The sequence below is a fragment of the Streptomyces sp. NPDC007162 genome, from assembly GCF_040634175.1.
Taxonomy (GTDB): domain Bacteria; phylum Actinomycetota; class Actinomycetes; order Streptomycetales; family Streptomycetaceae; genus Streptomyces.
Window position 1 is genome coordinate 1 of sequence record NZ_JBEYFC010000056.1, and the last position, 22,462, is coordinate 22,462.

Sequence of the window (22,462 nt, forward strand, 5' to 3'; positions counted from 1 at the left end):
GGGACGACTGCTGGGCTCGCTGAAGTCCTTCTCCGGAGCCGACCTCGGCGGCTTCGCGATCAAGGCCGCCCTCGACCGTGCGGGGATCGGGGGCGGCCTCCGACCGTCCGAGCAGCCCCGCGACCGCCCCCGTTGGGCCCTACCCTCAGCCCTCCGGTCGCCCCCTCCGCACGGTCGGCCTGTGGCCCTGCGGCCCTTGCCGAGGGGCCCACCGGTCGAAGCCGGTCGGCCCGGTTGTCGGCCTCCGGTCAGTCCTGCGGCCGCACAACCGCGCACCATCAGCCCCTCCGCCCGCCCCTGCCACCACCCGTCAGCCGTGCGACCCCCGCCACCGGACTCCGGTCCTTCCGCCACCTGTCACCCAGCGGCCCCGCCACCGACCACCACCGACCACCGCCGACCAGCCCCGCGACGCCCGCCCGTCGGCCCGGCCCCGGCTCGGGTCCGCTGCCGGTAGGCACTCCGGTCAGTCCTCCGGGGGGAAGACGGGTTCTCCGGTGTCCAGCAGGGTGATCGTGATCGCCTCCACCGGGCAGTTCTCCGCCGCGTCGAGGATCCTGCCGTTGGCGTCCGTCTCCGGGTCCACTGGGTGGGACTGCATGGCGGAGTCGAGGCGGAAGGAGCCGGTGGCGCGGTGGACGCACTGGGCCGAGCCGATGCAGATCGACCGGTCGACCTCGACGTGCCAGCGGTCACCCATGGTCCGTCACGCCTCCCACCCGGCCGGCAGATGGATCATCTTGTGCTCCAGGAACTCGCCGTACCCCTCCGGCCCGAACTCCCGCCCCAGACCGGAGTCCTTGTAGCCGCCGAACGGCCCGAGCATGTCGAGGCTGAAGGTGTTGACCGAGTACGTTCCGGTACGGACCTGGCGGGCCACCTCGATGCCGTGCGCCACGTCCGCCGTCCACACGCTGCCGCTCAGCCCGTAGTCGGAGTCGTTCGCGATCTTCAGGGCCTCCGACTCGTCGCCGTAGGGAAGCAGGCAGATCACCGGCCCGAAGATCTCCTCGCGGGCGATCCGCATGGAGTTGTCGACGCCACCGAAGAGCGTCGGCTCGACGTACCAGCCCTTGTCGAGGCCCGCCGGGCGCCCGCCGCCGGTGAGTATCTTCGCGCCCTCCTCCTGTCCGATCCGGATGTAGTCCAGGTTCCGCTGCTGCTGGCGGCGGGCGACCAACGGCCCCACCTGGGTGGCCGGGTCGAGCGGATCACCGACCTTCAGGGCGCTCGCGGCGGCGGCGAAGGCGTCGGCGAACTCGTCGTAGCGGGAGCGCGGGACGAGGATGCGGGTCTGGGCGACGCACGCCTGCCCGTTGTTCATCCAGGCGGCCGGGACGATCCCGGCGACGGCGGCGGACACGTCGGCGTCCGGCAGCACGACCGCCGCCGACTTGCCGCCCAGTTCCAGCGTCACACGGGTGAGGTTCCGCGACGCGACCTCCATCACCCGCCGACCGGCGGCCACCGACCCGGTGAACGAGATCTTGTCGACACCGGGACGGGACACCAGGTACTCGCTCACCTCGCGGTCCGCAGGCAGGATGGACAGGACCCCGTCCGGCAGCCCGGCCTCCTTGGCGATCTCCCCCAGGATGTACGCGTCCAGCGGGGACTCCGGGGACGGCTTGAGCACCACCGTGCACCCGGTGAGCAGCGCGGGGGCGAGCTTGGCGGCGGCGACGAACTGGGGCACGTTCCACGGCACCACGGCGGCCACCACCCCGACCGGTTCCCGCCGCACCAGGATCTTCCCGAGCACGCCGTCGCGCGTCTCCTCGTACGTGAAGTCACGCGCCACCCTGATCGCCGCGTCCCACACCATCATCGCGCCGAGTGCCTGCGCGAGGACGCTCCAGGAGTACGGGGAGCCGTTCTCGGAGGAGATCACCCGGGCGATCTCCTCGTGCCGCACGGCGATCGCGTCCTTGATCCGGGTGACGACCTCGATCCGCTCGTCCAGCGTCATCCGCGGCCAGGGCCCCTCGTCGAAGGCCCGCCGGGCCACCGCCACCGCCCGGTCCACGTCCTCCCGCGAGGCGTGCGGCACCCGCCCGAAGACCTCCTCGGTGTGCGGCGAGACCACCTCGATGACGTCCTTGCCGAGGGGGTCGGTCAACTCCCCGCCGATGAACAGCTGTCCGTGCTCCAGGAACTCGGTCATGGCGCCCCGCCACCCTTTCTGACGATGTCTCAGAACTGATACCAGTTCTAGTTGAACTAAGCCAGGGGCACGAGTGGGCAGGCTCTGAGCAGCTGTTTCCCCGCCACTCGGGGCTGTCGTCAGGCCATCCGGCCCGCTTGGGCGCCCCTTGAGGTAGCCGAGGCGCGCGACACTTGGCATATTGCGACCCACCCGTGTGCACACCGCGGGGGTTCTGCACGGCGTTCGACGCTCCCGGGGAGAGGCGTGCGTAAGAGGAAAGAGATGCACCGGCTGGCGGATGCGCTGATCGAGCCGCTGCGGGTTCCGGTTCCGGCAGATCCCGATGTGCTCTTCGACGCCCTCGTCGACTCCGTGAACCAGTGGCGGGGCCGCCTCGTGATCGTGCACAGGCGGTCGTTCCCCACGTTCCTGCGCACGACCGGGATGTGGATGGAACAGCAGAGCCCCGACGCGGGCGTCGTCGACCACATCGTCATCGAGAAGGACGCGGCGGACTGGCACAAGCTCGTCATCTTCGGCCACGAGGTGTGGCACATGCACAAGGCGCAGTCGATCGGCCCGGAGCAGCTGGCCGCCGCCGCCCGTACGGACTTCGTCGAGGCCGCCGAGAAGGAGGCCGAGAGCTTCGGGCTGCTCGTCGCCCGGCGACTGCGCCCCTGGCTCCGGGCGGCTCCGGACTCCGTCTACGCGGCGCACGGCGGGACCAGTGATCTCGCCGGCCGGATCGGGGCCGCTCTCGACTACCGTGGGACGCAGCCTTGAGCGGCCTGATCAACTACGGCAGCTGCAGCGTGCTGTGGGTGGGTCTGGCGCCGAAACTGCACGATCTGCTCGTACACCGGCGGGATCCGTACCTGCGCGCCATCACCGCGGTACTGGCCCTCGCCAGCCTGTGCTTCCTGCTCGGGGCCCCGCCGACCGTGGGCGTGATCAACGAGGTCAGCCACGTTCCGAATCTCGCGGCTCCGCTGACCTACGCCAACATCACCGCCTACAGCGCCTCCTCACTGGTCCTCGTCGTGTACTGGCAGGACGGCCCGCGCGTGCACCGGACGGCCCGGCGCTGGATGCTCAGCTATGCCGCCGTGATCGTCGCCATCGGCATCCTGTTCGCGCTCGGGGACGCCTCCACGGAGCGCCGGTCCGACTTCGACACCTACTACGCCACCACGCCCTTCATCAGGGAAATGATCGTGCTGTACCTGGTGGCGCACCTGACGGCCGTCACCGTCACCGGCATCTGGTCGCTGCGCTGGGCGAGGGCCGTGACCGGCTGGCTGCGCGTCGGCCTGGTGACGCTCGGCGTCGGCACCATGACCGGCGCCGGGTACAGCGTCTGCAAGCTCGTCGCCGTCGCCGCCCGCTGGAGCGGCCGCGACTGGTCGGTGCTCAGCACCGACCTTTCACCGGGGTTCGCCGGGATAGGTGCCTTCCTCACCGTGACCGGCGTCCTGCTGCCACTGCTGGGGCGACGCCTGACCCACTGGTACGGCTCCTGGCGGACCTACCGCCGCCTGCGGCCGCTCGAGCGGGAACTCGCCGACATCAACGTCCGCAGGTCCCTGCGCATGCCGCGGCCGCTCTCCCCAGGGCTCTGGCTCACCTGGCGCGAGACGAACATCCACAACGGCCTGAAAGCCCTGGAACCGCATCTCGATCAAGACCTGTTCGACCGGGTGTACGCCCGGGAGAGCCGGCAGGCGGAAGGCTCCCGGCGGGCGGGCACCGCGGCGTTGGCGGTCACGGTCGCCACCGCCGTGCGCAGTGAGCGCGCCGGCCGGCCCGCCTTCGAGTCGCGCATGGACGACCAGCCGCTCCAGCTCCAGGTCGTGAAGGACGTGACGGACCTGGTCCACGTAGCCGACGCCCTCGCCGCCTCCGCCTCCGCCTCCGTGGAGCAGGCCCGCACCCCCTCCTGCACGGCCCCTCCCACGCTCCCCGACGGTGCCCCGTGAGCCGTCCGCAGCCGTCGTCCCCTCCCCGCCCCCTGCCCCCGCGGCCCGGGGTTGATCGGAGATCAGAGGCATGAGCTTCGTCGTCTACTCGGCGGCCGCGCTGCTGGCCGTGTCCGCCGTGCTGCTGTCACCGAAGCCCAGAGCCGCCCTGCGCAACCCGCTCACCGCATCCACCAGCGCGAATCTCGCACTCGCCGCCTGCTGCTTCACGTGTTCCGCCCCGGTCACCCTGTCCGCGGTGAACTCGGCCACCGGCATCCCGAACTTCGGTGCCCCGCTGACCTATTCGCTGATCTCGGCGTACAGCTGCTCGCTGCTCGTGCTGTTGATCACCTGGCGCGGCGGCAGTCCCGCCCGTGTGCGGCGCCTGGTCTGCCGCGTCATCGCCGCGTGCGCGTTCCTCATCACCGCGATCATCGTGCTGTTCGCCCTGGCCGATGCCCCGGTCGAGCGGTTGCAGGATCTCGACACCTACTACTCGACCACGCCCGGCATGAGGGAGATGATCGCCCTCTACCTGATCGGACACGGGGTGTGCGCCCTGATCATGTGCGCGGTCTGCCTGAAATGGGCGAGGACGGTGACGGGTCTGCTCCGGCGGGGACTGTGGCTGATCATCATCGGGATCGTCGTGGACGTCGTCGGCTTCGAATTCGGCAAGATCACCGCTGTCGTCGCCCGCTGGACGGGCCACGACCTCGACTTCCTGTCCACCGACGTCGCCCCGCCGATGGCGTCCCTGGGAGCTCTGATCTGCAGCGTGGGCTTCGTCCTGCCCCGGCTGCTGCCCGCGGCCCGTGAACAGTGGCGGAGCCTGTGGGACTACCGGGAACTCGCCCCGCTGTGGGCCGCGGTGCGGGAGCTGACCACCGCCCCCAAGCCGGCGCCGTTCTGGTGGCAGTTCCCCAAGGCGTGGCTCCAGTGGCGTGAGCTGTCCATCCACGACGCGCTCCTCCAGCTGACGCCCGCCTTCGACAAGAAGGTCGGCCACGCCGCGTACACCGCGGCTCGTGCGCGGGGCCACACGCCCGAGCAGGCCCGCGTCGTGTGCGAGGCCACGATGGTCGTGACGGCGGCGCGCGGCGCACAGGACCCGGGCCGGGAGCCCGTCCTGGACGATCCCGGCGGGGCCGACCGGTACCGGCTGCGGGCCACCGCGGGCCCCGGCACCGGGGATCTGGTCCAACTGGCGCGCGCGCTGGGACGGTTGCCGCTCACCGGCGAGGCGAACAAGGTTACGGTGAGGGCCTCACAGGAGTGACTATGAGGAGTCTCATGCCGCGCAGAGCCGTGGTCATCGGAGCCGGAACGGCGGGCGTTCTGGCCGCAGCCGCCCTGGCGACCGTGGTCGACGAGGTGATCGTGCTCGACCGTGACGACCTGCCCGGCGGCCCGGACCACCGCAGGGGGGTGCCCCAGGGACGCCACGCGCATCTTCTGATGGCCGGCGGTCTGGAGGCCATCGACGCGCTCGTCCCCTCGTCGGTCGGCATACGGGACCATCTTCGCGACGCCGGTGCCAAGGAGATATCCCTCGCCAAGGACATGCTCGCGCTCACCCCGGAGGGGTGGTTCCGTCGCTGGAGCCGCGACGGGCACCACATGGTCACGTGCACGCGGGCGCTCCTCGACTGGGCCGTGCGCACCGCCGTCATGACGTACCGCGCAATCAGCGTGCACCGGGCCCACGCCCGTGCCCTCCTCGGCTCGGCCGCGCAGGTGACCGGGGTGCGGGTCGCCGCCGTCGGCGGCGCGGGGTTCGCGCCGCGGTTCACCGCCCTCGAGGGGCTGCGGGTCTCGGCCGACGGTTCGGAGGCCGATCTCGCCGCGGACTTCGTGGTCGACGCGAGCGGCCGTGGTTCCCGCATCGTCACCTGGCTCAAGGAGGTGGGGATCACCGGGGTCCAGGAGCGCACGCTGGACACCGGACTCGTCAACTCCACCCGGATCTACCGGACTCCGCACGGTGCGGAGGGGTGGCCGCTGACCCTCGTCCAGCCCGATCCGTTCAGCGGTGAGCCCGGCCGCAGCGGGATGGTCGTTCCGATCGAGGACGACGCGCAGGGCGCCCGCTGGATGGTCAGCTTCGGGGGCTCCCGCGGCGGGGAGCCGCCGAAGGACGAGGAGAAGTTCCTGCAGTACGCGTTCGACCTGCCGCACCCGATCGTGGGGCAGCTCGTCGCCGGAGCCGAACCGCTGACGCCCGTCTTCACCAGCCACAGTTCGAGCAATGCCCGCCGCTACCTGGAGAAGGCCCCCGCCTGGCCGGACGGGCTCGTGGTGCTGGGGGACGCCCTGGCCACCTTCAACCCGCTGTACGGGCAGGGCATGTCCGTGGCGGCGCTGAGTGCTCTGGCGCTCGCTCGCACGGTGCGCGACCGGTGGGGAACGCCCGGTCTCGCCCGGCGGGTCCAGCGGGAAGTGGCCAAGCCGATCGAGGCCGCGTGGACGCTGGCCGTCAGCTCGGACGTCCTGTACCCGGGCATCGTCGGCAGCGGTCCCACGCTCGCGGACCGGATCTCGGCGAAGTACACCCGGCGGCTGGTCCGGGCGGCGACCGGCTCCTACCCGGCCGCGTCCGCCCTCTGGGATGTCACCAGCGTCAAGGCGGGCCCGCTGCGCCTGCTGCGGCCGGCGGTGGTCACGGCCGCGCTGACCGGCCCGCCGCTCCCCCGCCTGTCGGGGCCGCCGCTCACTGCGGCGGAGCGCGAGATCCTGCGACGGCTGGACGACCGGCCACCACCGGCGCCATAGCCGCCTGCGCCACCATCCGGACCGGACCACGGGCCGCCGCGGCCGCCGGAGCCGCCGCGGCTTGACAGCCCGGCACCGGAACCGAGTCCGTTCGCCCGGTGGAGCGGCGGCCGGCGGCAGAAACCGATTGCCCCCGAGGGTGAGTACGCGTTGGCTGGGGACATGACCGAACTGCGCACCGAACGCCTCGTCCTTCGCCCCTGGCGCGACCGCGACCTCGGACCTTGGGCGGCGATGAACGCCGATCCCGAGGTGCGGGAGCACCTGGGCGACGTCCTCACCCGCGAGCAGAGCGACGCCTCCGTGGCCAGGTTCCGGGCCGGGTTCGACCGGCGGGGCTACGGGTGGTGGGCTGTCGAGGTGCGGGCCACGGGTGAGTTCATCGGCTTCGCGGGGCTGGACGACGTCGAGGACGACCTGCCGTTCGGCGGGGTGGAGATCGGCTGGCGGCTCGCCCGGCCGGCCTGGGGCCACGGCTACGCCACCGAGGCGGCGCTGGCGGTGCTGGCCCACGGCTTCGGCGGGCTCGCGCTGCCCGAGATCCTCGCCGTGACCACGGCCGGCAACCTCCGTTCGCAGGCCGTCATGCGCCGGATCGGCATGACCCGGGACCCGGCCGGCGACTTCGACGACCCCACCGCGCCCGAAGGGCCGCTCCGCCCGAACGTGCTGTACCGGATCACGGCGGCGGACGCGGCCGCGGCGAGCGGGAACTTCACCGCACGCCGTCGGATCTGAAACCAGTTCTAGTTATAGTGAGCGGTGGCCGTGGGACGGGCGGGCGGAGGCGGGCTGATGACGGACGGTCGGGGCGGGTCGACGGCGGTGCGGGACCTGGGCGGGGGCGTGCGGTCCGTCGCCGTGCCCATCCCGGACAACCCGCTGGGGCACACACTGGTGTACGTCGTCGACACCGATCGCGGGCCGGTGCTGGTCGACACCGGGTGGGACGACCCCGAATCGTGGGACGTGCTGGTGGCGGGGCTGGCGGCCTGCGGCACGGGGGTGGACGAGGTGCACGGGGTGGTGATCACGCATCACCACCCTGATCACCACGGGCTGTCCGGGCGGGTACGGGAGGTCTCCGGTGCCTGGATCGCCCTGCACGCCGCCGACGCGGCGATCGTGCGGCGGACGCGGGAGACCCGGCCGGAGCGGTGGTTCACGTACATGACGGCGAAGCTGACGGCCGCCGGGGCGCCCGAGGAGCACATCGCGCCGTTGCGCGGCGGCCGCCGGCGGAGCGTGCCCGGCCTGTCCCCCGCCCTGCCCGACCGCGAGATCGTGCCCGGCGAACTGCTCGACCTGCCCGGTCGGCGGGTACGGGCCGTGTGGACTCCGGGTCACACCCCCGGCCACGTCTGCCTGCACCTGGAGGAGGAGCACCCCGCTCGGCTCCCGGGCCACGGACGGCTGTTCTCCGGGGACCACCTGCTTCCCGAGATCACCCCGCACATCGGCCTGTACGAGGACCCCGACGACGCCACCGTCACCGACCCGCTCGGCGACTACCTGGACTCCCTGGAGCGCATCGGCCGCCTCGCCCCCGCCGAGGTGCTCCCCGCCCACCAGCACACCTTCACGAACGCGCAGGACCGGGTCCGTGAGCTGCTGGCCCATCACGAGGAGCGGCTCACGGGACTGCTGGCCCTCCTCCAAGAGCCGCTCACGCCATGGGAACTGGCGGTCCGGATGGAGTGGAACCGGCCCTGGGAGCAGATCCCCTACGGCTCGCGGAACATCGCCGTCTCGGAGGCCGAGGCCCATCTGCGGCGGCTGGTGAAACTGGGCCGGGCGGAACCGGTGCCGGGGAGCGAGCCGGTCACGTACGTCGCGGTGCGGTAGGAGACGCGTGGATCCCCTGGAGCGGTTGCTCGCCGAACGCGCCTGCGAGCGCCTCGTCATCGACTTCGCGCACCGGCTGGACCTCGGTGACCCCTCGTCCGTCGCCGCACTGTTCACCGAGGACGGCTGGTGGCAGTGGCCGCCGCCCGGTGACGGGCGACGGGTGGCGGGACGGCAGGCGATCGCCGCCTACTTCGGGAGCCGCCCGCCGGATCGCCTCTCCCGGCGGGTCATGTCCAACATCCTGATCACGGTGGACGCCCCGGACACCGTCCCGGACACCGCCATGGACCCGGATACGGCCACAGCCACGGGCACGTCGTACTTCCAGACGTACCGCGTCGACGGGTACGCCGGGGAGATGGTCCCGGCCGGGGCGCCGGTCCAGGTCGGTCACTACGAGGACGTGTTCCGCAGGGTGGCCGGGCGGTGGCTGCTGGCCTCCCGGTCCCTGGTGCTCCCGTTCGGCGGGGCGACGCCCCGCGCCGGCCGTTGAGACGGCCCCGCCCAGCCGTCCGGACCGGTCGGCGACCTGGTCGGCGACCTGGTCGAAGCGGGCGGTGGACGCCGGTCAGGCGCGGGTGACGAGACCTTCCGTGGCGGCCGCCTGCCGGCGGAGTCTCTCCACGAGGGGCGAGTGGATGCGCAGTGCGTCGGCCACGGACTCCAGTTCGCGGTCGGGGACATCGGCCGGGGCGTGCTCGGGAGCGGCGGACCGCGCCGGCCGGTCGGCGTCCGGGGCGGCGGAGGGACCGGGCTCACGGACCTCCCCGGTCGTCCCGGTCGGCCCCCGACCCGCGGCCCGCAACGCGTCCACCGCGACCAGGATGTCCACCGCCCCGGCGATCCCCCGTGCGGTGTGCTCGGGGTGCCCGGCGGCCGCCGCCTCCCGCCGGGCCCGCTCCCGCCGGGCCCCGCTCAGGTACGGGGCGAGCCTGAGCAGGCCGTCGTTGATGGCGGCCCGGCGCAGTTCCAGGCGGAGTTCGGCACCCGAGACCCGGCCGGTGGCCGGGGCCGGCGACGCGCCGACCGTCAGCATCTCCCGCCACAACGGCTCCAGGCTGCGGTGGGTACGGCGCAGGCGCCGGCGTTCGTCCCGGTACGGGCCGGCCTGACCGGCGATGAAGCCGACCGAGACCAGGAAGGCCTCGGCGATCGCGAACGGCGGTGCCACGTACGTGGAGAGGTAGTCCCAGTCGTGCCCCGTCCAACGCGCCACGATCGCGGCGACCTTGGCGACGTCGAAGACGAACCCGAGGGCGTAGGCGACCTGGAGGCAGACCACGGCCCGGCGCAGCCACGTGTCGGCGACCTCCTGGAACCAGGCCCACAGGATGGCCGCGGCGACCACGGCCGACACCATGTGCGCGACCAGGTAGAGCATCGTGTGCTCGCGCATCCAGGGGGTGTTGGCGTAGTACGTGTCCAGGTCGCGCAGCCGCTCCACGTGGTGGTCGCCGAGCGCGAAGGTCACCCACAGCCCGACGATGATGACGGCGTACGCGATCCACACCAGCCGGGTCCTGCGGCGCCGGACGGCGGACGGCGGCTCGCGCCAGGTGATGATCAGCCAGAGGCAGGCGCCGCAGTACGCGGTGAGCAGCGAGTAGACCCAGACTCCGGCGAAGTTGGGGACGCCGGTGAGTTCGTTGATGCGGTGCAGGTTGCCCGGTGGGAGGGACGCGAAGATGAGGGCGCCGATGCCGAGGAGCAGTGCGGTGGCCCGCAGGATCGGGTCCTGCCAGGCACGCCGGAGCAGCGGCAGCTTGATCACGAAGGCCACGGCCATCAGCACCGCCGGGATCGCGTAGGCGGCGTACGAGCCCGCCATGTCCCAGGGCCCGCTCATGCACGTCTCCCCCGCCGGCCCCCGCGCATCAGGGGCCGCCGATGTTGCCCAGGGAGGACGACAGGCGGTCGGTGAGGGTGTTCTGGGAGCTGCGGCCGGTCGCCGCGTACGGTCCGACGACCTTGCGGAACTTGGCGGCGAGCCGCAGCCCGCACTCCTCGGCCTCCCACTCGGCCTCGGCGGCGGACGCGGCCGGCGAGCGGGTGGCCAGGGCGACGACCCGGTCCCAGGGGATGTCCTCGTCGGACCGGCCGAGCAGCCGGCGCGCGGCGGCGGGCAGGCCGACGTCGTAGTGGACGTCCAGCGTGCCGTAGTGGATGTGGCCGATCTCGTGCCCGGCGATCACGAACTTGTGGGCGTCGGCGGCGCGCTTCTCGACCACGACGATGTACTCGTCGTCCTTGGCGAGGGTGATCCCGGAGACGTCGAGCCCCGCCGGGAAGGTGAGGAACCTGAGCCGGACCGGGCGGTCGAGCCGCGGGCTGAGCGTGGCGCACAGCGCGTGCAGGAACTCCTCGGGCCGGGTGGGCGGCTCCAGCGTGCGGGCGGTGTCCCGGACGAGCTGGGCGAGGAAGCGCTTGGGCGATCGTCTCGGGCTCATGCGTCGGCGTCCTCGCTGGCGGTAGGCGTTCCCATCGGTATCGGTCTCGGTTCCACTTACATGGTAAGTCGCCCTGCAGCGGCCTCAGTTGACGGCGCCTTCGGAGGTGACGATCAGTTCCGCCAGGTCGGCGAGGGTGGCCAGCTGCCGGGGGTTCATCTGCGGTGCGCGGGCGGCCAGCCGGACCAGGCCGCTCTCGCGCAGCCTGGACAGCGGGTCGGCCTGGGCCTCCAGGCCCTGCAGCACCGGCTGGAGCGCCTCGTACAGCGCCTCGGGCTCGTCCGCGGTGAAGAAGCCGGCCGGCAGTCCGAAGAACCGCCTGAGCCGGTCGGTGTGTTCGAGGCTGGGGAGCCCGCTCTTGCGCCACTCGCTCAGCCACTGCCTGCTGGTGCCGGCGATGGCCGCGAGTTCGCCCAGCGAGTACCGCTTGCCGTCGGGTCTGCGCCGGTTCTCGCGAATGAAGTCGAGCCGCTGGCGCACCCGTTCGGCGAGCCCGGCCTCGGGAGCGGCGCCGCCGGCGAGCAGTTCGGCGACCACCGCGACCGGGATGCCGGTGCGTTGCGAGAGGTCGGCCACGTCCAGCGCCTCGGACAGCCGCCCACGGCATCCGGTCAGCTCCCCGAGCCGTTCCAGTACGCCGGTCAGCGGGGCATGGGCGTCACTCACCACGGTCCCCCTGAACGCGTCGACGATCGCTCGGCGGTCGCTCGGCCGGGCAGACGCGAGGCTACCCAATCACCCGTACGGTCCACCAGACATGACAAGGTCCACTGCTGAATTGGGCAGCAATCGTTGACATATGACGGTTCGGCGGGAAAGGATCACAATCCACCAGGCCACGGTCGAACCGAACCGCTCCGGGTGCCGCCTACGGGGGAGTGGCGGCCGGGGCGAACCGCCGCCCCGCCTCCTCCCCGCGAAGGTGAGGCGAACCGATGCCGCAGCCCGTCCTGCTCCTCGGCGCCGGCCGCCGCCGCGCCTACGACGAGTTCGCGCTGGCCCGCGTCGCCGCGGTCCGCCCGGTGCTGCTGGTGGACGCCGCACCGCCCGCCTGGGCGCTCCCCCATCTGGCCGGTCACCTCGCCGCGGACCCCGGCAAGGGCGGGGCGACGGCGTCGGCGGTGGTGCGGTTCGCGGCCCGGCACCGGGTCCGCGGGGTGCTGACCCTCTCGGACGAGTACGCGGTCGCCGCCGCCACGATCGCCGCCCAGCTGGGGCTGCCCGGCCTGTCCCCCGCCACGGCCGCCGCCTTCGCGGACCCGGCCGCCCTGCGCGCCTCGCCGGCCGGACGCGGCGTGCCCGCCGACGATCCCGCCGACCACCCCGGCGCGCCCCGCGTGTGCGCCGAGACCGTCGTCCTGGACGGCGAGATCCGGATCGCCGCCATCACCCGTACGACCCCGGGCCCGGCGCCCGCCCGGCAGCCGCTGCGGCACACCGTGCACGCCCACGACGGCCTGCTGCACAACCGCTTCCTGCGGCTGGCCGTCGACCGCACCGTGCACGCCCTCGGCGTCACCCGGGGGGTCCTGCACATCGGCTTACGGCTCACCGACCGCGGCCCCCGGGTCACCGACGTCACCCCGCACCTGCCCGGCGATCTGATCCCGCTCCTCGTCAGGCGGGCCACCGGCGTCGACCTCGCGCAGGCCGCGGCCGCGCTGGCCACCGGCGAGCTGCCGGACACCACGCCGACCCGGCAGCGGGCGGCCGCGGTCCAGTTCGCCTACCCGGCCGTCACCGGCCGCCTCGACCAGCTGGAACTCTGCCCCGACGCCGCCCGGGAGCCCGGCGCCGACCGCATGATCCTCACCCAGGACCCCGGCAGCCCCGTCACCGTCACGGACCGCCTCGCGCTCTGGGTGGCGGTCGGCGACACCCCGGCCGCCTGCGAGGACGCCCTGGGCCGGATGGGCCGTCACCTGACCGCAGTGATCGTCCCCCTCGCGACGGCGGCGTGACAGCCACCCGACGGCGAGGCACCAACCGGCCGACGGCGGCGCAGCGCCCGGCCCGTGGTGCCGGGGCACAGCCGGGTGGCCTGCGTGGGTCGGGGGGACGCCGCGCCGTGAGCCGGCGCGGCGTCTCGCACAGCCGCCTCTCACCCGTCGGAGACCGGCCGGTAAAGTAGCCGGGTCGTCAGCGCCCGTACGGGAGGAAGCCGGTGCAAACCCGGCGCCGTCCCGTCCCCCGTCCCCGGTTCCCGGCTTCGCCCGCACCGGGTGCGCCCCCTGTCCGCAAGCCGTTCAGGACGGCGGGCGGGACCGCCCCGTGCGGGACGTTGATCGGCTCATGTGCGCCGGCGCCGCCGTCGTACGGCACCGTCGAGGTTACGGAGCCGGGTCGCCGGGGTGTCCCGTGCTGCCCGGCTCCCCGCAGGGAGAGGCACCCGCCGACCATGAACGTCCTCCGCCGCAGCGCCGCGGTGCTGGCCGCCACCGCCGTCATCGGCGTGGCCGCACCCACGATCACCGCGACGGCCGCGGACGCCGCGTCCCCGTCCCCGGCCGCCTCGGCGGCGCTCCCCTCGGGGCTGTTCGGCGACTCGGACCCCAAGTACGACGGCGTCTGGCGCCAGTCCCTCGCCCTGCTCGCCCAGCACACGGCCGGTGAGACCCCGGCCGCCGAGGCGGTGGCCTGGCTCGCCGGGCAGCAGTGCGCGGACGGCTCGTTCGCCCCGTTCCGCGCCGACCCGACGGCGGCCTGTGGCGCCAGGACCGCGGTCGACACGAACAGCACGGCAGCCGCCGTACAGGCGCTGGCGGCGGTCGGCGGGCACGGCGGTGCCGTGGACAGGGCCGTGGGCTGGCTGAAGGCCCGGCAGAACGCGGACGGCGGCTGGGGCTACGCCCCGGGCTCGGCCAGCGACACCAACTCCACCGGCGTGGTCGTCGGCGCGCTCGCCGCGGCCGGCGCGAGCGCGGACAGGTCGCCGTACACGCTCCTCGCCCAGTGGTCGATCCCCTGCGACCAGGACGGTGGCGGCGGACTCGCCTACCAGCCAGGCAAGAAGGGGAAGCTGACCGCCAACGCGGACGCGACCGCGGCGGGGGTGCTGGGCGCCCTCGGCAAGGGGTTCGTGACGGCGGCCGGGAAGACCCCGGCCGAGGACCCCGCCTGCTCCGGCCCCGGCTCCGGCAAGGCGCTGACGCGCGCCGAGGTGGCCCGCAACGGCGGCGCGTACCTGGCGGACGCGATGTCGGCGAAGGGATACCTCGTCACCGCACTCGCCGGTGCCGCGCCGCAGCCGGACTACGGCAACACCGCCGACGCGGTCGTCGCGCTGGCCGCACAGGGCCGGACGCAGCAGGCGCGCAAGCCGTACGCCTGGCTCGCGGCCCACGCCACACCGTGGGCGAAGCAGAGCGGGCCCGCGGCCTACGCCGAACTCGTCCTCGCCGCGCACGCGATGGGCGCGGACCCGCGCGACTTCGGCGGTACGGACCTGGTGGCGGCCCTCGACGCGACCGGACCGGCACCGCGGCAGGCCGCGCGGCACACGGAGGCGACGAAGGACGGCGAGAAGTCGTCGGGCACGAGCATCTGGTGGATCGTCGGGACGGGTCTCGTCGCCGGCGTCGGCATCGGCTTCCTGTTCAGCGGCCGCCGGAAGCAGCAGCTGTGACCGCGGTCCGCCGTGCGGCCCCGCTGCTCCTGACCGTGCTGCTGCTGGCGGCCTGGGGTTCGGTGGGGCGGGCCGAGGCCGCCGGCTACCGGTACTGGTCCTTCTGGGAGCGGGACGGCGCGCGCTGGACCTACGCCACGCAGGGGCCGTCCACGGCGCGGCCGGCCGACGGCGCGGTGGAGGGGTTCCGCTTCGCGGTGAGCGAGGACTCCGGCGACGCGTCGCGGCCGCGCGGGACGGCGGACTTCGGGACCATCTGCGCCGGTACCGACGCGGTCCGGGGGAAGAAGCGGGTGGCGCTGGTCGTCGACTTCGGCACGACGGCGGACGCGCCGTCCGGTGAACGGCCGCCGGCGCGGCGGACGGCGTGCGCGGTGGTGTCCGCTGACGCGACGTCGGCGGAGGCGCTGGCCGCGGTGGCGAAGCCGTTGCGGTACGACACGAACGCGTTGTTGTGCGCGATCGCCGGGTATCCCGAGAAGGGCTGCGGGGAGCAGGTGACGGCGGACTCGGGGGGGCCGGCGGACAGCGGGCCTTCGGTGGGGCTGCTGGCCGGGGCGGGGATGGTCGCGGTGCTGGCGGCGGGGGCCTTCTGGCAGGCGCGGCGGCGGAAGAATGCGTGACCGGGACCGTACGGGTACGTCGGGGCCGCTCGCGTCCGCACGGCGGAGCCGCAGGGGTCCCGGCGCCGCACCCCTTGCGCGGCACGTCGGCGCGCGGGAGACACCCGCCGTCCCCCGGCGCCGTCGCCGCACCTCCGTCCACCCCGGTGCCTGGTGGGTCTGGTCGCTCTCGCTCGGGGTGGCCGCGTCCCGTACCTCCAACCCCTTGCTCCTCGCCCTCCTCGTCGCGGTCACGGCGTACGTCGTGGCCACCTGCCGCACCTCGTCCCCGTGGTCCCGTTCCTACGGCGCCTTCGCCAGGCTCGCCCTCGCCGTCCTGTTCGTCCGGCTCGCCTTCACCGTGGTCCTCGGTTCGCCCGTCCCCGGTTCGCACACCCTCGTCACCCTCCCCGAAGTGCCCCTCCCCCACTGGGCCCAGGGCATTCGGCTCGGCGGCAGGGTCAGCGCCGAGGCGGTCGTCTTCTCCCTCTACGACGGGCTCAGGATCGCGGCCCTGCTGATCTGCGTCGGTGCCGCGAACGCACTCGCCCATCCGGCCCGGCTGCTGAAGTCCCTGCCCGGCGCGCTGTACGAGATGGGCGTGGCCGTGGTCGTCGCGCTCACCTTCGCGCCGCATCTGATCGCCGACGCCCAGCGGTTGCGGGCCGCCAGGAGACTGCGGGGCCGTCCCGACGCCGGTGTCCGCGGTCTGCTCCAGGTCGGACTGCCGGTGCTGGAGGGGGCGTTGGAGCGTTCGGTCGCCCTGGCCGCCGCGATGGACGCGCGCGGTTACGGCCGCAGCGCCGACGTGCCCGCCCGGGTCCGCCGTACGACGGCCGCGCTCACCCTCGGCGGGCTGCTCGGGGTGTGCGCGGGAACGTACGGGCTGCTCACCGCGGAGGGCGGCGGCTACGGGCCGCCGGCGCTGCTGGCCGGGCTGGGTGCCGCGCTGGCGGGGCTGCGGCTCGGGGGCCGGCGTTCGCTGCGGACCCGGTACCGGCCCGATCCGTGGGACACGCGCGCCTGGCTGGTGTCCGGGGCGGGGGCGGCCGTGGCCGGGCTGCTCGCGCTCGCCGCGGCCCGTGACCCGGACGCCCTGCGTCCCGGGGTCGTACCGCTGGTCGCCCCGACGCTTCCGCTGTGGCCGGCGGCGGCCGTGCTGCTGGGGCTGCTGCCCGCACTGACCGTTTCGAAGGAGGGGCCGTCGTGATCCGCTTCGAGGATGTCTCCGTGACGTACGAGGGCGCCGGCCGGCCGGCCGTCCAGGGCGTCGACCTCGAGGTGCCGGAGGGTGAACTCGTGCTGCTCGTGGGGCCGTCCGGGACCGGCAAGTCGACGGTTCTCAGCTCCGTGAGCGGACTGGTGCCGCACTTCACCGGGGGCACCCTGCGCGGGCGGGTGACGGTCGCGGGGCGGGACACCCGGACGCACCGGCCGCGTGAACTCGCCGATGTGGTGGGCACGGTGGGACAGGATCCGCTCGCGCACTTCGTGACCGACACGGTGGAGGACGAACTCGCCTACGGGATGGAGTCGTTGGGGATCACCCCGGCCGTCATGCGGCGGCGGGTGGAGGAGACCCTCGATCTGCTCGGGCTGGCCGAGCTGCGGGACCGGCCGATCGCGACCCTCTCGGGCGGGCAGCGGCAGCGGGTGGCGATCGGGTCGGTGCTCACCACGCACCCCCGGGTCCTGGTCCTCGACGAGCCGACCTCGGCGCTGGACCCGGCCGCCGCGGAGGAGGTGCTGGCCGTGCTCCAGCGGCTGGTGCACGACCTGGGGACGACGGTCTTCATGGCGGAGCACCGGCTGGAGCGTGTGGTGCAGTACGCCGACCGGGTCGTGCTGCTGCCGGAGGCGGGGGCGGCGCCGGTGAGCGGCACTCCCGCCGAGGTGATGGCCGTGTCGCCGGTGTGTCCGCCGGTGGTGGAACTGGGACGGCTGGCCGGGTGGTCCCCGCTGCCGCTGACGGTACGGGACGCCCGCCGCCGGGCGACCCCCCTGCGCGAACGCCTCGCCGACCGCTCCCCGGACCGACCGGACGGACGGACACCGGCGCAGCGCGGCGACCGAATCCCACGGCAACCCGAGCAACCGCCGAAGCAGCCTGCCGCGCAGGCCCCGCAGCGACCCGCCGCGCAGACCACGGGGCAATCCACCGAACAGACCGCAGGACAAACCGCCGGACACACCCCGGGGCAAGTCCCCGAACAGGCCCCCGTGCAGCCCGCCGGGCAACCCCGGAAGCATCCTGTTTCCACCCCGGCGGGGTTTGCCGTGCGGGTGCTGAAGCGGTTCGGTGGACGGGTTCCGGGGGCGCTCGGCGCGGGCGCCCCTGAGCGGCGGGCGGCAGCGGGGGCGGCGGCCGAGGTTCGGGGGCTTGCCGTACGGCGGGGGCGGGTCGACGCGCTTCGGTGGGTCGATCTCGACGTCGTGCCCGGTGAGACGGTCGCGCTCATGGGCCGTAACGGCGCCGGGAAGTCCACGCTGCTCGGCGCCCTGGCCGGGCTGGTCGCGCCGGATTCCGGGTCGGTCCTGGTCGGCGGCGCCGTCCCGCACCGCACCCGCCCGCGGGACCTCGTACGCCTGGTCGGGCTGGTCCCGCAGGAACCCCGTGACCTGCTGTACGCCGACACGGTCGGCGCCGAGTGCGCGGCCGCCGACCAGGACGCGGGGGCGGCGCCGGGGACCTGCCGGGAGCTGGTGTCCGGGCTGCTGCCCGGGGTCGCCGACGGCACCCACCCGCGTGACCTGTCCGAGGGGCAGCGGCTGGCGCTCGCGCTCGCCGTCGTACTGACCGCCAGGCCGCCGCTGCTCCTCCTCGACGAGCCGACGCGGGGTCTGGACTACGCGGCGAAGGCCCGGCTCGTCGGCGTGCTGCGGGCGCTCGCCGCCGACGGGCACGCGATCGTGCTGGCCACCCATGACGTGGAGCTGGCCGCCGAGCTCGCGCAGCGGGTGGTGCTGCTCGCGGAGGGCGAGGTGATCGCGGACGGCCCGACGGACGAGATCGTGGTCTCCTCGCCGTCCTTCGCACCGCAGGTGACGAAGATCCTCGCGCCGCAGCGGTGGCTCACGGCGGCCCAGGTGCGCGCGGCGCTGGCGCAGGCACCGGCATGAGCGGCCCGGTCCGGCTCGGCCCCCGCTCCCTCGCCGCGCTGCTGCTCGTCAGCGCCGTCGGCGTGGTCGCGATCGGCTGGCCCTTCCTCGCCCCGCCCTCCTCCCGGATCGCCTCGCACGCCCAGGACGCGCCCTGGCTCTTCGCGGCTCTGCTGGTGCTGCTGGTCGCGGTACTGGCGGCGACGATCTCGGAGTCCGGGCTCGGCCCGAAGGCGGTGGCCATGCTGGGCGTGCTGGCCGCGACCGGGGCGGCGCTGCGGCCGGTCGGCGCGGGCACCGCCGGGATCGAGCCGATGTTCTTCCTGATGGTGCTCAGCGGGCGGGTGCTCGGCCCGGGCTTCGGGTTCACCCTCGGCTCGCTCACGATGTTCGCGTCGGCGCTGCTCACCGGCGGGGTGGGGCCGTGGCTGCCGTTCCAGATGCTGGCGATGGGCTGGTTCACGATGGGGGCCGGGCTGCTGCCGTGGCCCGGGCGGCTGCGGGGGCGGGCGGAGCTCACCCTGCTGGCGGTCTACGGCTTCGTGGCCGCGTTCGCCTACGGCACGGTCGTGGACCTGGCCGGCTGGCCGCTGCTGGCCGGTACCGCCTCCGGCATCGCCTTCGACCCGCACGCCGGGCCCGCCGCCAACCTGGCCCGTTTCCTCGCCTACAGCCTGGCCACCGCCATGGGCTGGAACCTGGGCCGGGCCCTGTGCACGGTCGTACTCACCCTGGTCCTCGGCCCGGCCCTGCTGCGGGCGCTGCGCCGGGCGACCAGGAGGGCCGCCTTCGAGACCGCGGTCACATTCGACGGTCCCGGACGGTGAAGCACCCCACATGACGCAGGTCACCTACGATCCGGAACAGTAGTCATACTTTTCCGGTATGTCCGTTTCGCGACCCCTTCTGACCTGCGGTTTGAGAGCCACGCCACATCACGGACCAACACCGCCTATGCGACCACCACTAGTAAAAGGGGTGATTGCGGACGGTTTTCCGGCCTGCTTCTCTGGACGACGTCGCCAGGCACCACGGCTTCCGGAGCGCAGGCACCACGGGCTCACGGAGCACGGCGACCCCCTGTCCCCGACGAACGAGGTTCTCCGTGTCCGTGTCCATCATCCGCCGCATCGCCGCCCCGAAGAAGGTCCTCACCGCCGCCGCCGTGGCCGCCGCCACCGCCGGTATGGCGCTGAGCGCGGCGCCCGCCCAGGCCGCCACCACCTCGGCCTCCTCCGCACAGGCGATGGCGCACAAGATGATTCCGGACGCCGCGCAGTTCAACGCGTTCAGCAAGATCGTCTCGCACGAGAGCGGCTGGAACCCCTCCGCCACCAACTCCTCCTCCGGCGCCTACGGCCTGGTCCAGGCCCTGCCGGGTTCGAAGATGGCGTCCGCCGGTTCCGACTGGAAGACCAACCCGGCCACCCAGATCAAGTGGGGCCTGGACTACATGAACTCCCGCTACGGCAGCCCCACCGCCGCCTGGAGCTTCTGGCAGGCCAACGGCTGGTACTGAGCCGCCCGGCCCGCTCCCCCGGCACCGGCACCCTCGCCCCCTCCTCCCGGGCGAGGGTGCCGACGCATGTCCGGGCGTGGTGCACTGATCCCCGGAGCACCCGGGTCGCCCGCCACGCCCGCCACACCCCCGCCCGCCACACCCCCGGAGGAACGATGTCCGCGGTGACACCGGACCGCGACGGCCCCGAGACCCGCGGAGTGCGGCTGGTGGTCGTGCTGCTGGCGCTCATGACGGTCAGCGGGCTCATCGACGCGGTGAGCTATCTCGGCCTCGGCCACGTCTTCACCGCCAACATGACCGGCAACATCGTGATCCTCGGCTTCGCCGCCGCCGGGGCGCCCGGCTTCTCCGTACCGCACGCCGCGACCTCGCTGGCCTGCTTCGTGGTGGGCGCGACGGTGGGCGGCCGGGTCGCGGGCCGGTTCGGCGGCGGTTCCCGGCGGACCTGGACGCGGGTGATCCTGGTGGCGGAGGCCGCTCTGCTGGCCGGGTCCGCCGCGCTGGCCGGCTTCGCCCGGCCGCACTCCGCGGCGACCACGTACTCCCTGATCGCGCTGACCGCCTTCGCCATGGGCCTGCGCAACGCGAACGTCCGCAAGCTGGGCGTGCCCGACCTGACGGCGACCACGGTCCTCACGACGACCCTGACCGGGCTGGTCTCCGAGTCCAGGTTCGGCGACGCCACCAGCCGTCGCTCCCCGCGCCGCGCCGCCGCGGTCCTCGCGCTGATCGGCGGGGCCGTGCTGGGCGCCTGGCTGGTCCTCCACCACGGACTGGGCATTCCGCTGCTGGCCGCGGCGGCGGTCTCCGGGGTGTTCGCGGTGGCCGCGTCCGGCCGGGAATGAGCGGCCACCTCCGGCCGGGGGCGAGTGGCCGCCTCCGGCCGGGAGTGGGACGTCGTCTCGGGGGAGGCAGGAACGGGGCGTAGGGGGGATGCTCCTGCCTCCCTCGGGACAGGCCGGCGGCGCCGGGAGCCGTCGGCCCGGGTCTCAGGAAGTGCTGACCCGGAGGTGCTTCACGCCGTTGATCCACGCCGAGCGGAGCCGGTCCGGGTCGCTCACCAGGCGCAGGTTCGGCATCGCGTCGGCCACGGCGTTGAAGATCAGGTCGATTTCGAGGACGGCCAGGGACTTGCCGAGGCAGTAGTGCGGGCCACCGCCGCCGAAGCCGAGGTGGGGGTTGGGGTCACGGGTGATGTCGAAGGTGTCGGGGTCGGCGAAGACCTCGGGGTCGTGGTTGGCGGAGGCGTAGAAGACGCCGACCCGGTCACCCTTGCGGATCAGCTTTCCGCCCAGTTCGGTGTCCTGGGTGGCGGTGCGCTGGAAGGAGTTGACCGGGGTGGCCCAGCGGACGATCTCCTCGGCGGCGGTCGCCGGGCGCTCGCGCTTGTAGAGGTCCCAGGCCTCGGGGTGGGTGAGGAACGCGTGCATGCCGTGGGTGATGGCGTTGCGGGTGGTCTCGTTCCCGGCCACCGCGAGCATCAGCACGAAGAAGCCGAACTCGTCGGAGTTCAGGTTGCCCTCGTCCTCGGCCGCCACCAGCGTGGAGACGATGTCCTGCGCCGGGCACTGCTTGCGGTCCGCGGCCATGTTCATCGCGTAGGCGATCAGCTCGGTGGCCGACTCGGCGCCGATCTCCTCGGTGATCGCGTACTCCGGGTCGTCGTACGAGATCATCTTGTTGGACCAGTCGAAGATCTTGGCCCGGTCGTCCTGGGGGATGCCGATCAGTTCCGCGATCGCCTGGAGGGGGAGCTCGCAGGCGACGTCAGTGACGAAGTCGAAGGGGCCGGCGTGGGCGCGGGCGGCCTCGACGATCGCGCCGGCCCTGGCGCGCAGCCGTTCCTCCAGGGCGCGGATGGAGCGCGGGGTGAAGCCGCGCTGGATGATCTGGCGGACCCGGGTGTGCTCCGGCGGGTCCATGTTCAGCAGGATCAGCCGCTGGGCGTCGATCGCGTCCCGCTGCATGTGCTCGCCGAAGCGGATGATCGCCGTGTTGAGCCAGGAGGAGAAGATCTCGGGGTGCGTGGAGACGTACTTGACGTCCGCGTGCCGGGTGACGGCCCAGTAGCCGTCGTCCGCGAACCCGGCGAGGCCGTGCGGCTGTTCGATCCAGCGGACCGGTTCCGCCTGGCGCAGCTCGGCGAACTCCGGGAGCGGCACCCGGTGATGGAGCAGGTCGGGGTCGGTGAGGTCGAACCCGTCGGGCAGCGCGGGACAGGGCATTGGCGACTCACTCCCACCGTGTACGAGCCTGGACAACTCTTCTGACGGTCCATCAGAAAGGGCCGGTTGCCGTGACGGTAGTAACGGGTTCTACAAGTCGCAAGAGGCGCGGTCGCCCCAATTGCGTGCAACCCTCTTGCGGTTGCGGACGGGCTGTCAGCAGACTGCACACAGAACTAGTACGCGTTCTAGTTCTGCGTGGCGGGCCGGGCCGGGAC

21 protein-coding genes are annotated in these 22,462 nt (G+C 73.5%); 15 read left to right on the forward strand and 6 right to left on the reverse strand.

Annotated features, from left to right (window positions below; translation table 11 throughout):
- Positions 1-466: 466 nt before the first annotated feature.
- Together ABZ646_RS09590 and ABZ646_RS09595 are read right to left on the reverse strand one after the other, a co-directional pair.
- On the reverse strand, positions 467-700 hold the full coding sequence (locus ABZ646_RS09590) for a ferredoxin (RefSeq protein WP_132886524.1): 234 nt from the start codon (positions 698-700) through the stop codon (positions 467-469).
- 6 nt (positions 701-706) lie between these two features.
- The gene (locus ABZ646_RS09595; RefSeq protein WP_360515139.1) at positions 707-2,164 is read right to left on the reverse strand and encodes an aldehyde dehydrogenase; all 1,458 of its coding nucleotides are present in this window, start codon (positions 2,162-2,164) and stop codon (positions 707-709) included.
- A 246-nt stretch (positions 2,165-2,410) separates the two neighbouring features.
- Here ABZ646_RS09595 and ABZ646_RS09600 point away from each other — a divergent pair, with 246 nt between their 5' ends.
- The 7 genes from ABZ646_RS09600 (at position 2,411) to ABZ646_RS09630 (ending at position 9,217) form a co-directional block, all read left to right on the forward strand.
- Complete coding sequence (locus tag ABZ646_RS09600; RefSeq protein WP_360515141.1) at positions 2,411-2,929, forward strand: toxin; 519 nt, start codon at positions 2,411-2,413, stop codon at positions 2,927-2,929.
- Positions 2,926-4,122: an MAB_1171c family putative transporter gene (locus tag ABZ646_RS09605; protein ID WP_360515144.1), complete on the forward strand. Its 1,197-nt coding sequence runs from the start codon at positions 2,926-2,928 to the stop codon at positions 4,120-4,122. Before ABZ646_RS09600 ends, ABZ646_RS09605 begins: the two co-directional genes overlap by 4 nt.
- Before the next feature lie 70 nt (positions 4,123-4,192).
- Complete coding sequence (locus ABZ646_RS09610; protein WP_360515147.1) at positions 4,193-5,383, forward strand: DUF6545 domain-containing protein; 1,191 nt, start codon at positions 4,193-4,195, stop codon at positions 5,381-5,383.
- A gap of 14 nt (positions 5,384-5,397) precedes the next feature.
- Entirely contained in the window at positions 5,398-6,876 is a 1,479-nt protein-coding gene (locus ABZ646_RS09615) for an FAD-dependent monooxygenase (protein ID WP_360515150.1), read from the forward strand.
- Positions 6,877-7,038: 162 nt separating this feature from the next.
- On the forward strand, positions 7,039-7,614 hold the full coding sequence (locus ABZ646_RS09620) for a GNAT family N-acetyltransferase (protein WP_360515153.1): 576 nt from the start codon (positions 7,039-7,041) through the stop codon (positions 7,612-7,614).
- A 57-nt stretch (positions 7,615-7,671) separates the two neighbouring features.
- Positions 7,672-8,721, forward strand: a complete 1,050-nt coding sequence (locus ABZ646_RS09625) for an MBL fold metallo-hydrolase (RefSeq protein ID WP_360515156.1) — start codon at positions 7,672-7,674, stop codon at positions 8,719-8,721.
- Positions 8,722-8,728: 7 nt separating this feature from the next.
- Entirely contained in the window at positions 8,729-9,217 is a 489-nt protein-coding gene (locus ABZ646_RS09630) for a nuclear transport factor 2 family protein (RefSeq protein WP_360515159.1), read from the forward strand.
- A 75-nt stretch (positions 9,218-9,292) separates the two neighbouring features.
- Here ABZ646_RS09630 and ABZ646_RS09635 read toward each other — a convergent pair whose 3' ends face one another.
- The 3 genes from ABZ646_RS09635 to ABZ646_RS09645 form a co-directional block, all read right to left on the reverse strand.
- Entirely contained in the window at positions 9,293-10,570 is a 1,278-nt protein-coding gene (locus ABZ646_RS09635) for an MAB_1171c family putative transporter (protein WP_360515162.1), read from the reverse strand.
- Positions 10,571-10,598: 28 nt separating this feature from the next.
- Positions 10,599-11,171: a hypothetical protein gene (locus tag ABZ646_RS09640; protein WP_360515165.1), complete on the reverse strand. Its 573-nt coding sequence runs from the start codon at positions 11,169-11,171 to the stop codon at positions 10,599-10,601.
- A gap of 84 nt (positions 11,172-11,255) precedes the next feature.
- Complete coding sequence (locus tag ABZ646_RS09645; protein ID WP_360515168.1) at positions 11,256-11,837, reverse strand: XRE family transcriptional regulator; 582 nt, start codon at positions 11,835-11,837, stop codon at positions 11,256-11,258.
- Between the two features lie 269 nt (positions 11,838-12,106).
- On the opposite strand from ABZ646_RS09645, the gene ABZ646_RS09650 reads away from it, so the two are divergent.
- The 8 genes from ABZ646_RS09650 (at position 12,107) to ABZ646_RS09685 (ending at position 20,864) form a co-directional block, all read left to right on the forward strand.
- Positions 12,107-13,132 (forward strand): hypothetical protein, encoded by a 1,026-nt coding sequence (locus ABZ646_RS09650; protein WP_360515171.1) that lies wholly within the window; start codon positions 12,107-12,109, stop codon positions 13,130-13,132.
- A 437-nt stretch (positions 13,133-13,569) separates the two neighbouring features.
- Positions 13,570-14,796 (forward strand): prenyltransferase/squalene oxidase repeat-containing protein, encoded by a 1,227-nt coding sequence (locus ABZ646_RS09655; RefSeq protein WP_360515174.1) that lies wholly within the window; start codon positions 13,570-13,572, stop codon positions 14,794-14,796.
- Positions 14,793-15,419 (forward strand): SCO2322 family protein, encoded by a 627-nt coding sequence (locus ABZ646_RS09660; RefSeq protein ID WP_360515177.1) that lies wholly within the window; start codon positions 14,793-14,795, stop codon positions 15,417-15,419. The genes ABZ646_RS09655 and ABZ646_RS09660 overlap by 4 nt, the downstream gene beginning before the upstream one ends.
- Entirely contained in the window at positions 15,412-16,608 is a 1,197-nt protein-coding gene (locus ABZ646_RS09665; RefSeq protein ID WP_360515180.1) for an energy-coupling factor transporter transmembrane component T, read from the forward strand. The genes ABZ646_RS09660 and ABZ646_RS09665 overlap by 8 nt, the downstream gene beginning before the upstream one ends.
- A complete protein-coding gene (locus tag ABZ646_RS09670) occupies positions 16,605-18,518 on the forward strand; it encodes an ATP-binding cassette domain-containing protein (RefSeq protein WP_360515183.1) in 1,914 nt (637 codons plus the stop codon). The genes ABZ646_RS09665 and ABZ646_RS09670 overlap by 4 nt, the downstream gene beginning before the upstream one ends.
- Complete coding sequence (locus ABZ646_RS09675) at positions 18,515-19,324, forward strand: ECF transporter S component (RefSeq protein ID WP_360515186.1); 810 nt, start codon at positions 18,515-18,517, stop codon at positions 19,322-19,324. Before ABZ646_RS09670 ends, ABZ646_RS09675 begins: the two co-directional genes overlap by 4 nt.
- 278 nt (positions 19,325-19,602) lie before the next feature.
- Positions 19,603-20,016 (forward strand): transglycosylase SLT domain-containing protein, encoded by a 414-nt coding sequence (locus ABZ646_RS09680; protein ID WP_360515189.1) that lies wholly within the window; start codon positions 19,603-19,605, stop codon positions 20,014-20,016.
- Between the two features lie 155 nt (positions 20,017-20,171).
- Positions 20,172-20,864 (forward strand): YoaK family protein, encoded by a 693-nt coding sequence (locus ABZ646_RS09685; protein WP_360515192.1) that lies wholly within the window; start codon positions 20,172-20,174, stop codon positions 20,862-20,864.
- Between the two features lie 144 nt (positions 20,865-21,008).
- On the opposite strand, the gene ABZ646_RS09690 is transcribed toward ABZ646_RS09685, so the two are convergent.
- A complete protein-coding gene (locus tag ABZ646_RS09690; protein ID WP_360515195.1) occupies positions 21,009-22,244 on the reverse strand; it encodes a cytochrome P450 in 1,236 nt (411 codons plus the stop codon).
- Positions 22,245-22,462 lie beyond the last annotated feature (218 nt).

Coding starts and splice junctions, on each gene's coding strand:
- ABZ646_RS09590 (WP_132886524.1), bottom strand. CDS start 700: ATGGGTGACCGCTGGCACGTCGAGGTCGACCGGTCGATCTGCATCGGC.
- ABZ646_RS09595 (WP_360515139.1), bottom strand. CDS start 2,164: ATGACCGAGTTCCTGGAGCACGGACAGCTGTTCATCGGCGGGGAGTTG.
- ABZ646_RS09610 (WP_360515147.1), top strand. CDS start 4,193: ATGAGCTTCGTCGTCTACTCGGCGGCCGCGCTGCTGGCCGTGTCCGCC.
- ABZ646_RS09615 (WP_360515150.1), top strand. CDS start 5,398: ATGCCGCGCAGAGCCGTGGTCATCGGAGCCGGAACGGCGGGCGTTCTG.
- ABZ646_RS09620 (WP_360515153.1), top strand. CDS start 7,039: ATGACCGAACTGCGCACCGAACGCCTCGTCCTTCGCCCCTGGCGCGAC.
- ABZ646_RS09625 (WP_360515156.1), top strand. CDS start 7,672: ATGACGGACGGTCGGGGCGGGTCGACGGCGGTGCGGGACCTGGGCGGG.
- ABZ646_RS09635 (WP_360515162.1), bottom strand. CDS start 10,570: ATGAGCGGGCCCTGGGACATGGCGGGCTCGTACGCCGCCTACGCGATC.
- ABZ646_RS09640 (WP_360515165.1), bottom strand. CDS start 11,171: ATGAGCCCGAGACGATCGCCCAAGCGCTTCCTCGCCCAGCTCGTCCGG.
- ABZ646_RS09650 (WP_360515171.1), top strand. CDS start 12,107: ATGCCGCAGCCCGTCCTGCTCCTCGGCGCCGGCCGCCGCCGCGCCTAC.
- ABZ646_RS09655 (WP_360515174.1), top strand. CDS start 13,570: ATGAACGTCCTCCGCCGCAGCGCCGCGGTGCTGGCCGCCACCGCCGTC.
- ABZ646_RS09665 (WP_360515180.1), top strand. CDS start 15,412: ATGCGTGACCGGGACCGTACGGGTACGTCGGGGCCGCTCGCGTCCGCA.
- ABZ646_RS09675 (WP_360515186.1), top strand. CDS start 18,515: ATGAGCGGCCCGGTCCGGCTCGGCCCCCGCTCCCTCGCCGCGCTGCTG.
- ABZ646_RS09685 (WP_360515192.1), top strand. CDS start 20,172: ATGTCCGCGGTGACACCGGACCGCGACGGCCCCGAGACCCGCGGAGTG.
- ABZ646_RS09690 (WP_360515195.1), bottom strand. CDS start 22,244: ATGCCCTGTCCCGCGCTGCCCGACGGGTTCGACCTCACCGACCCCGAC.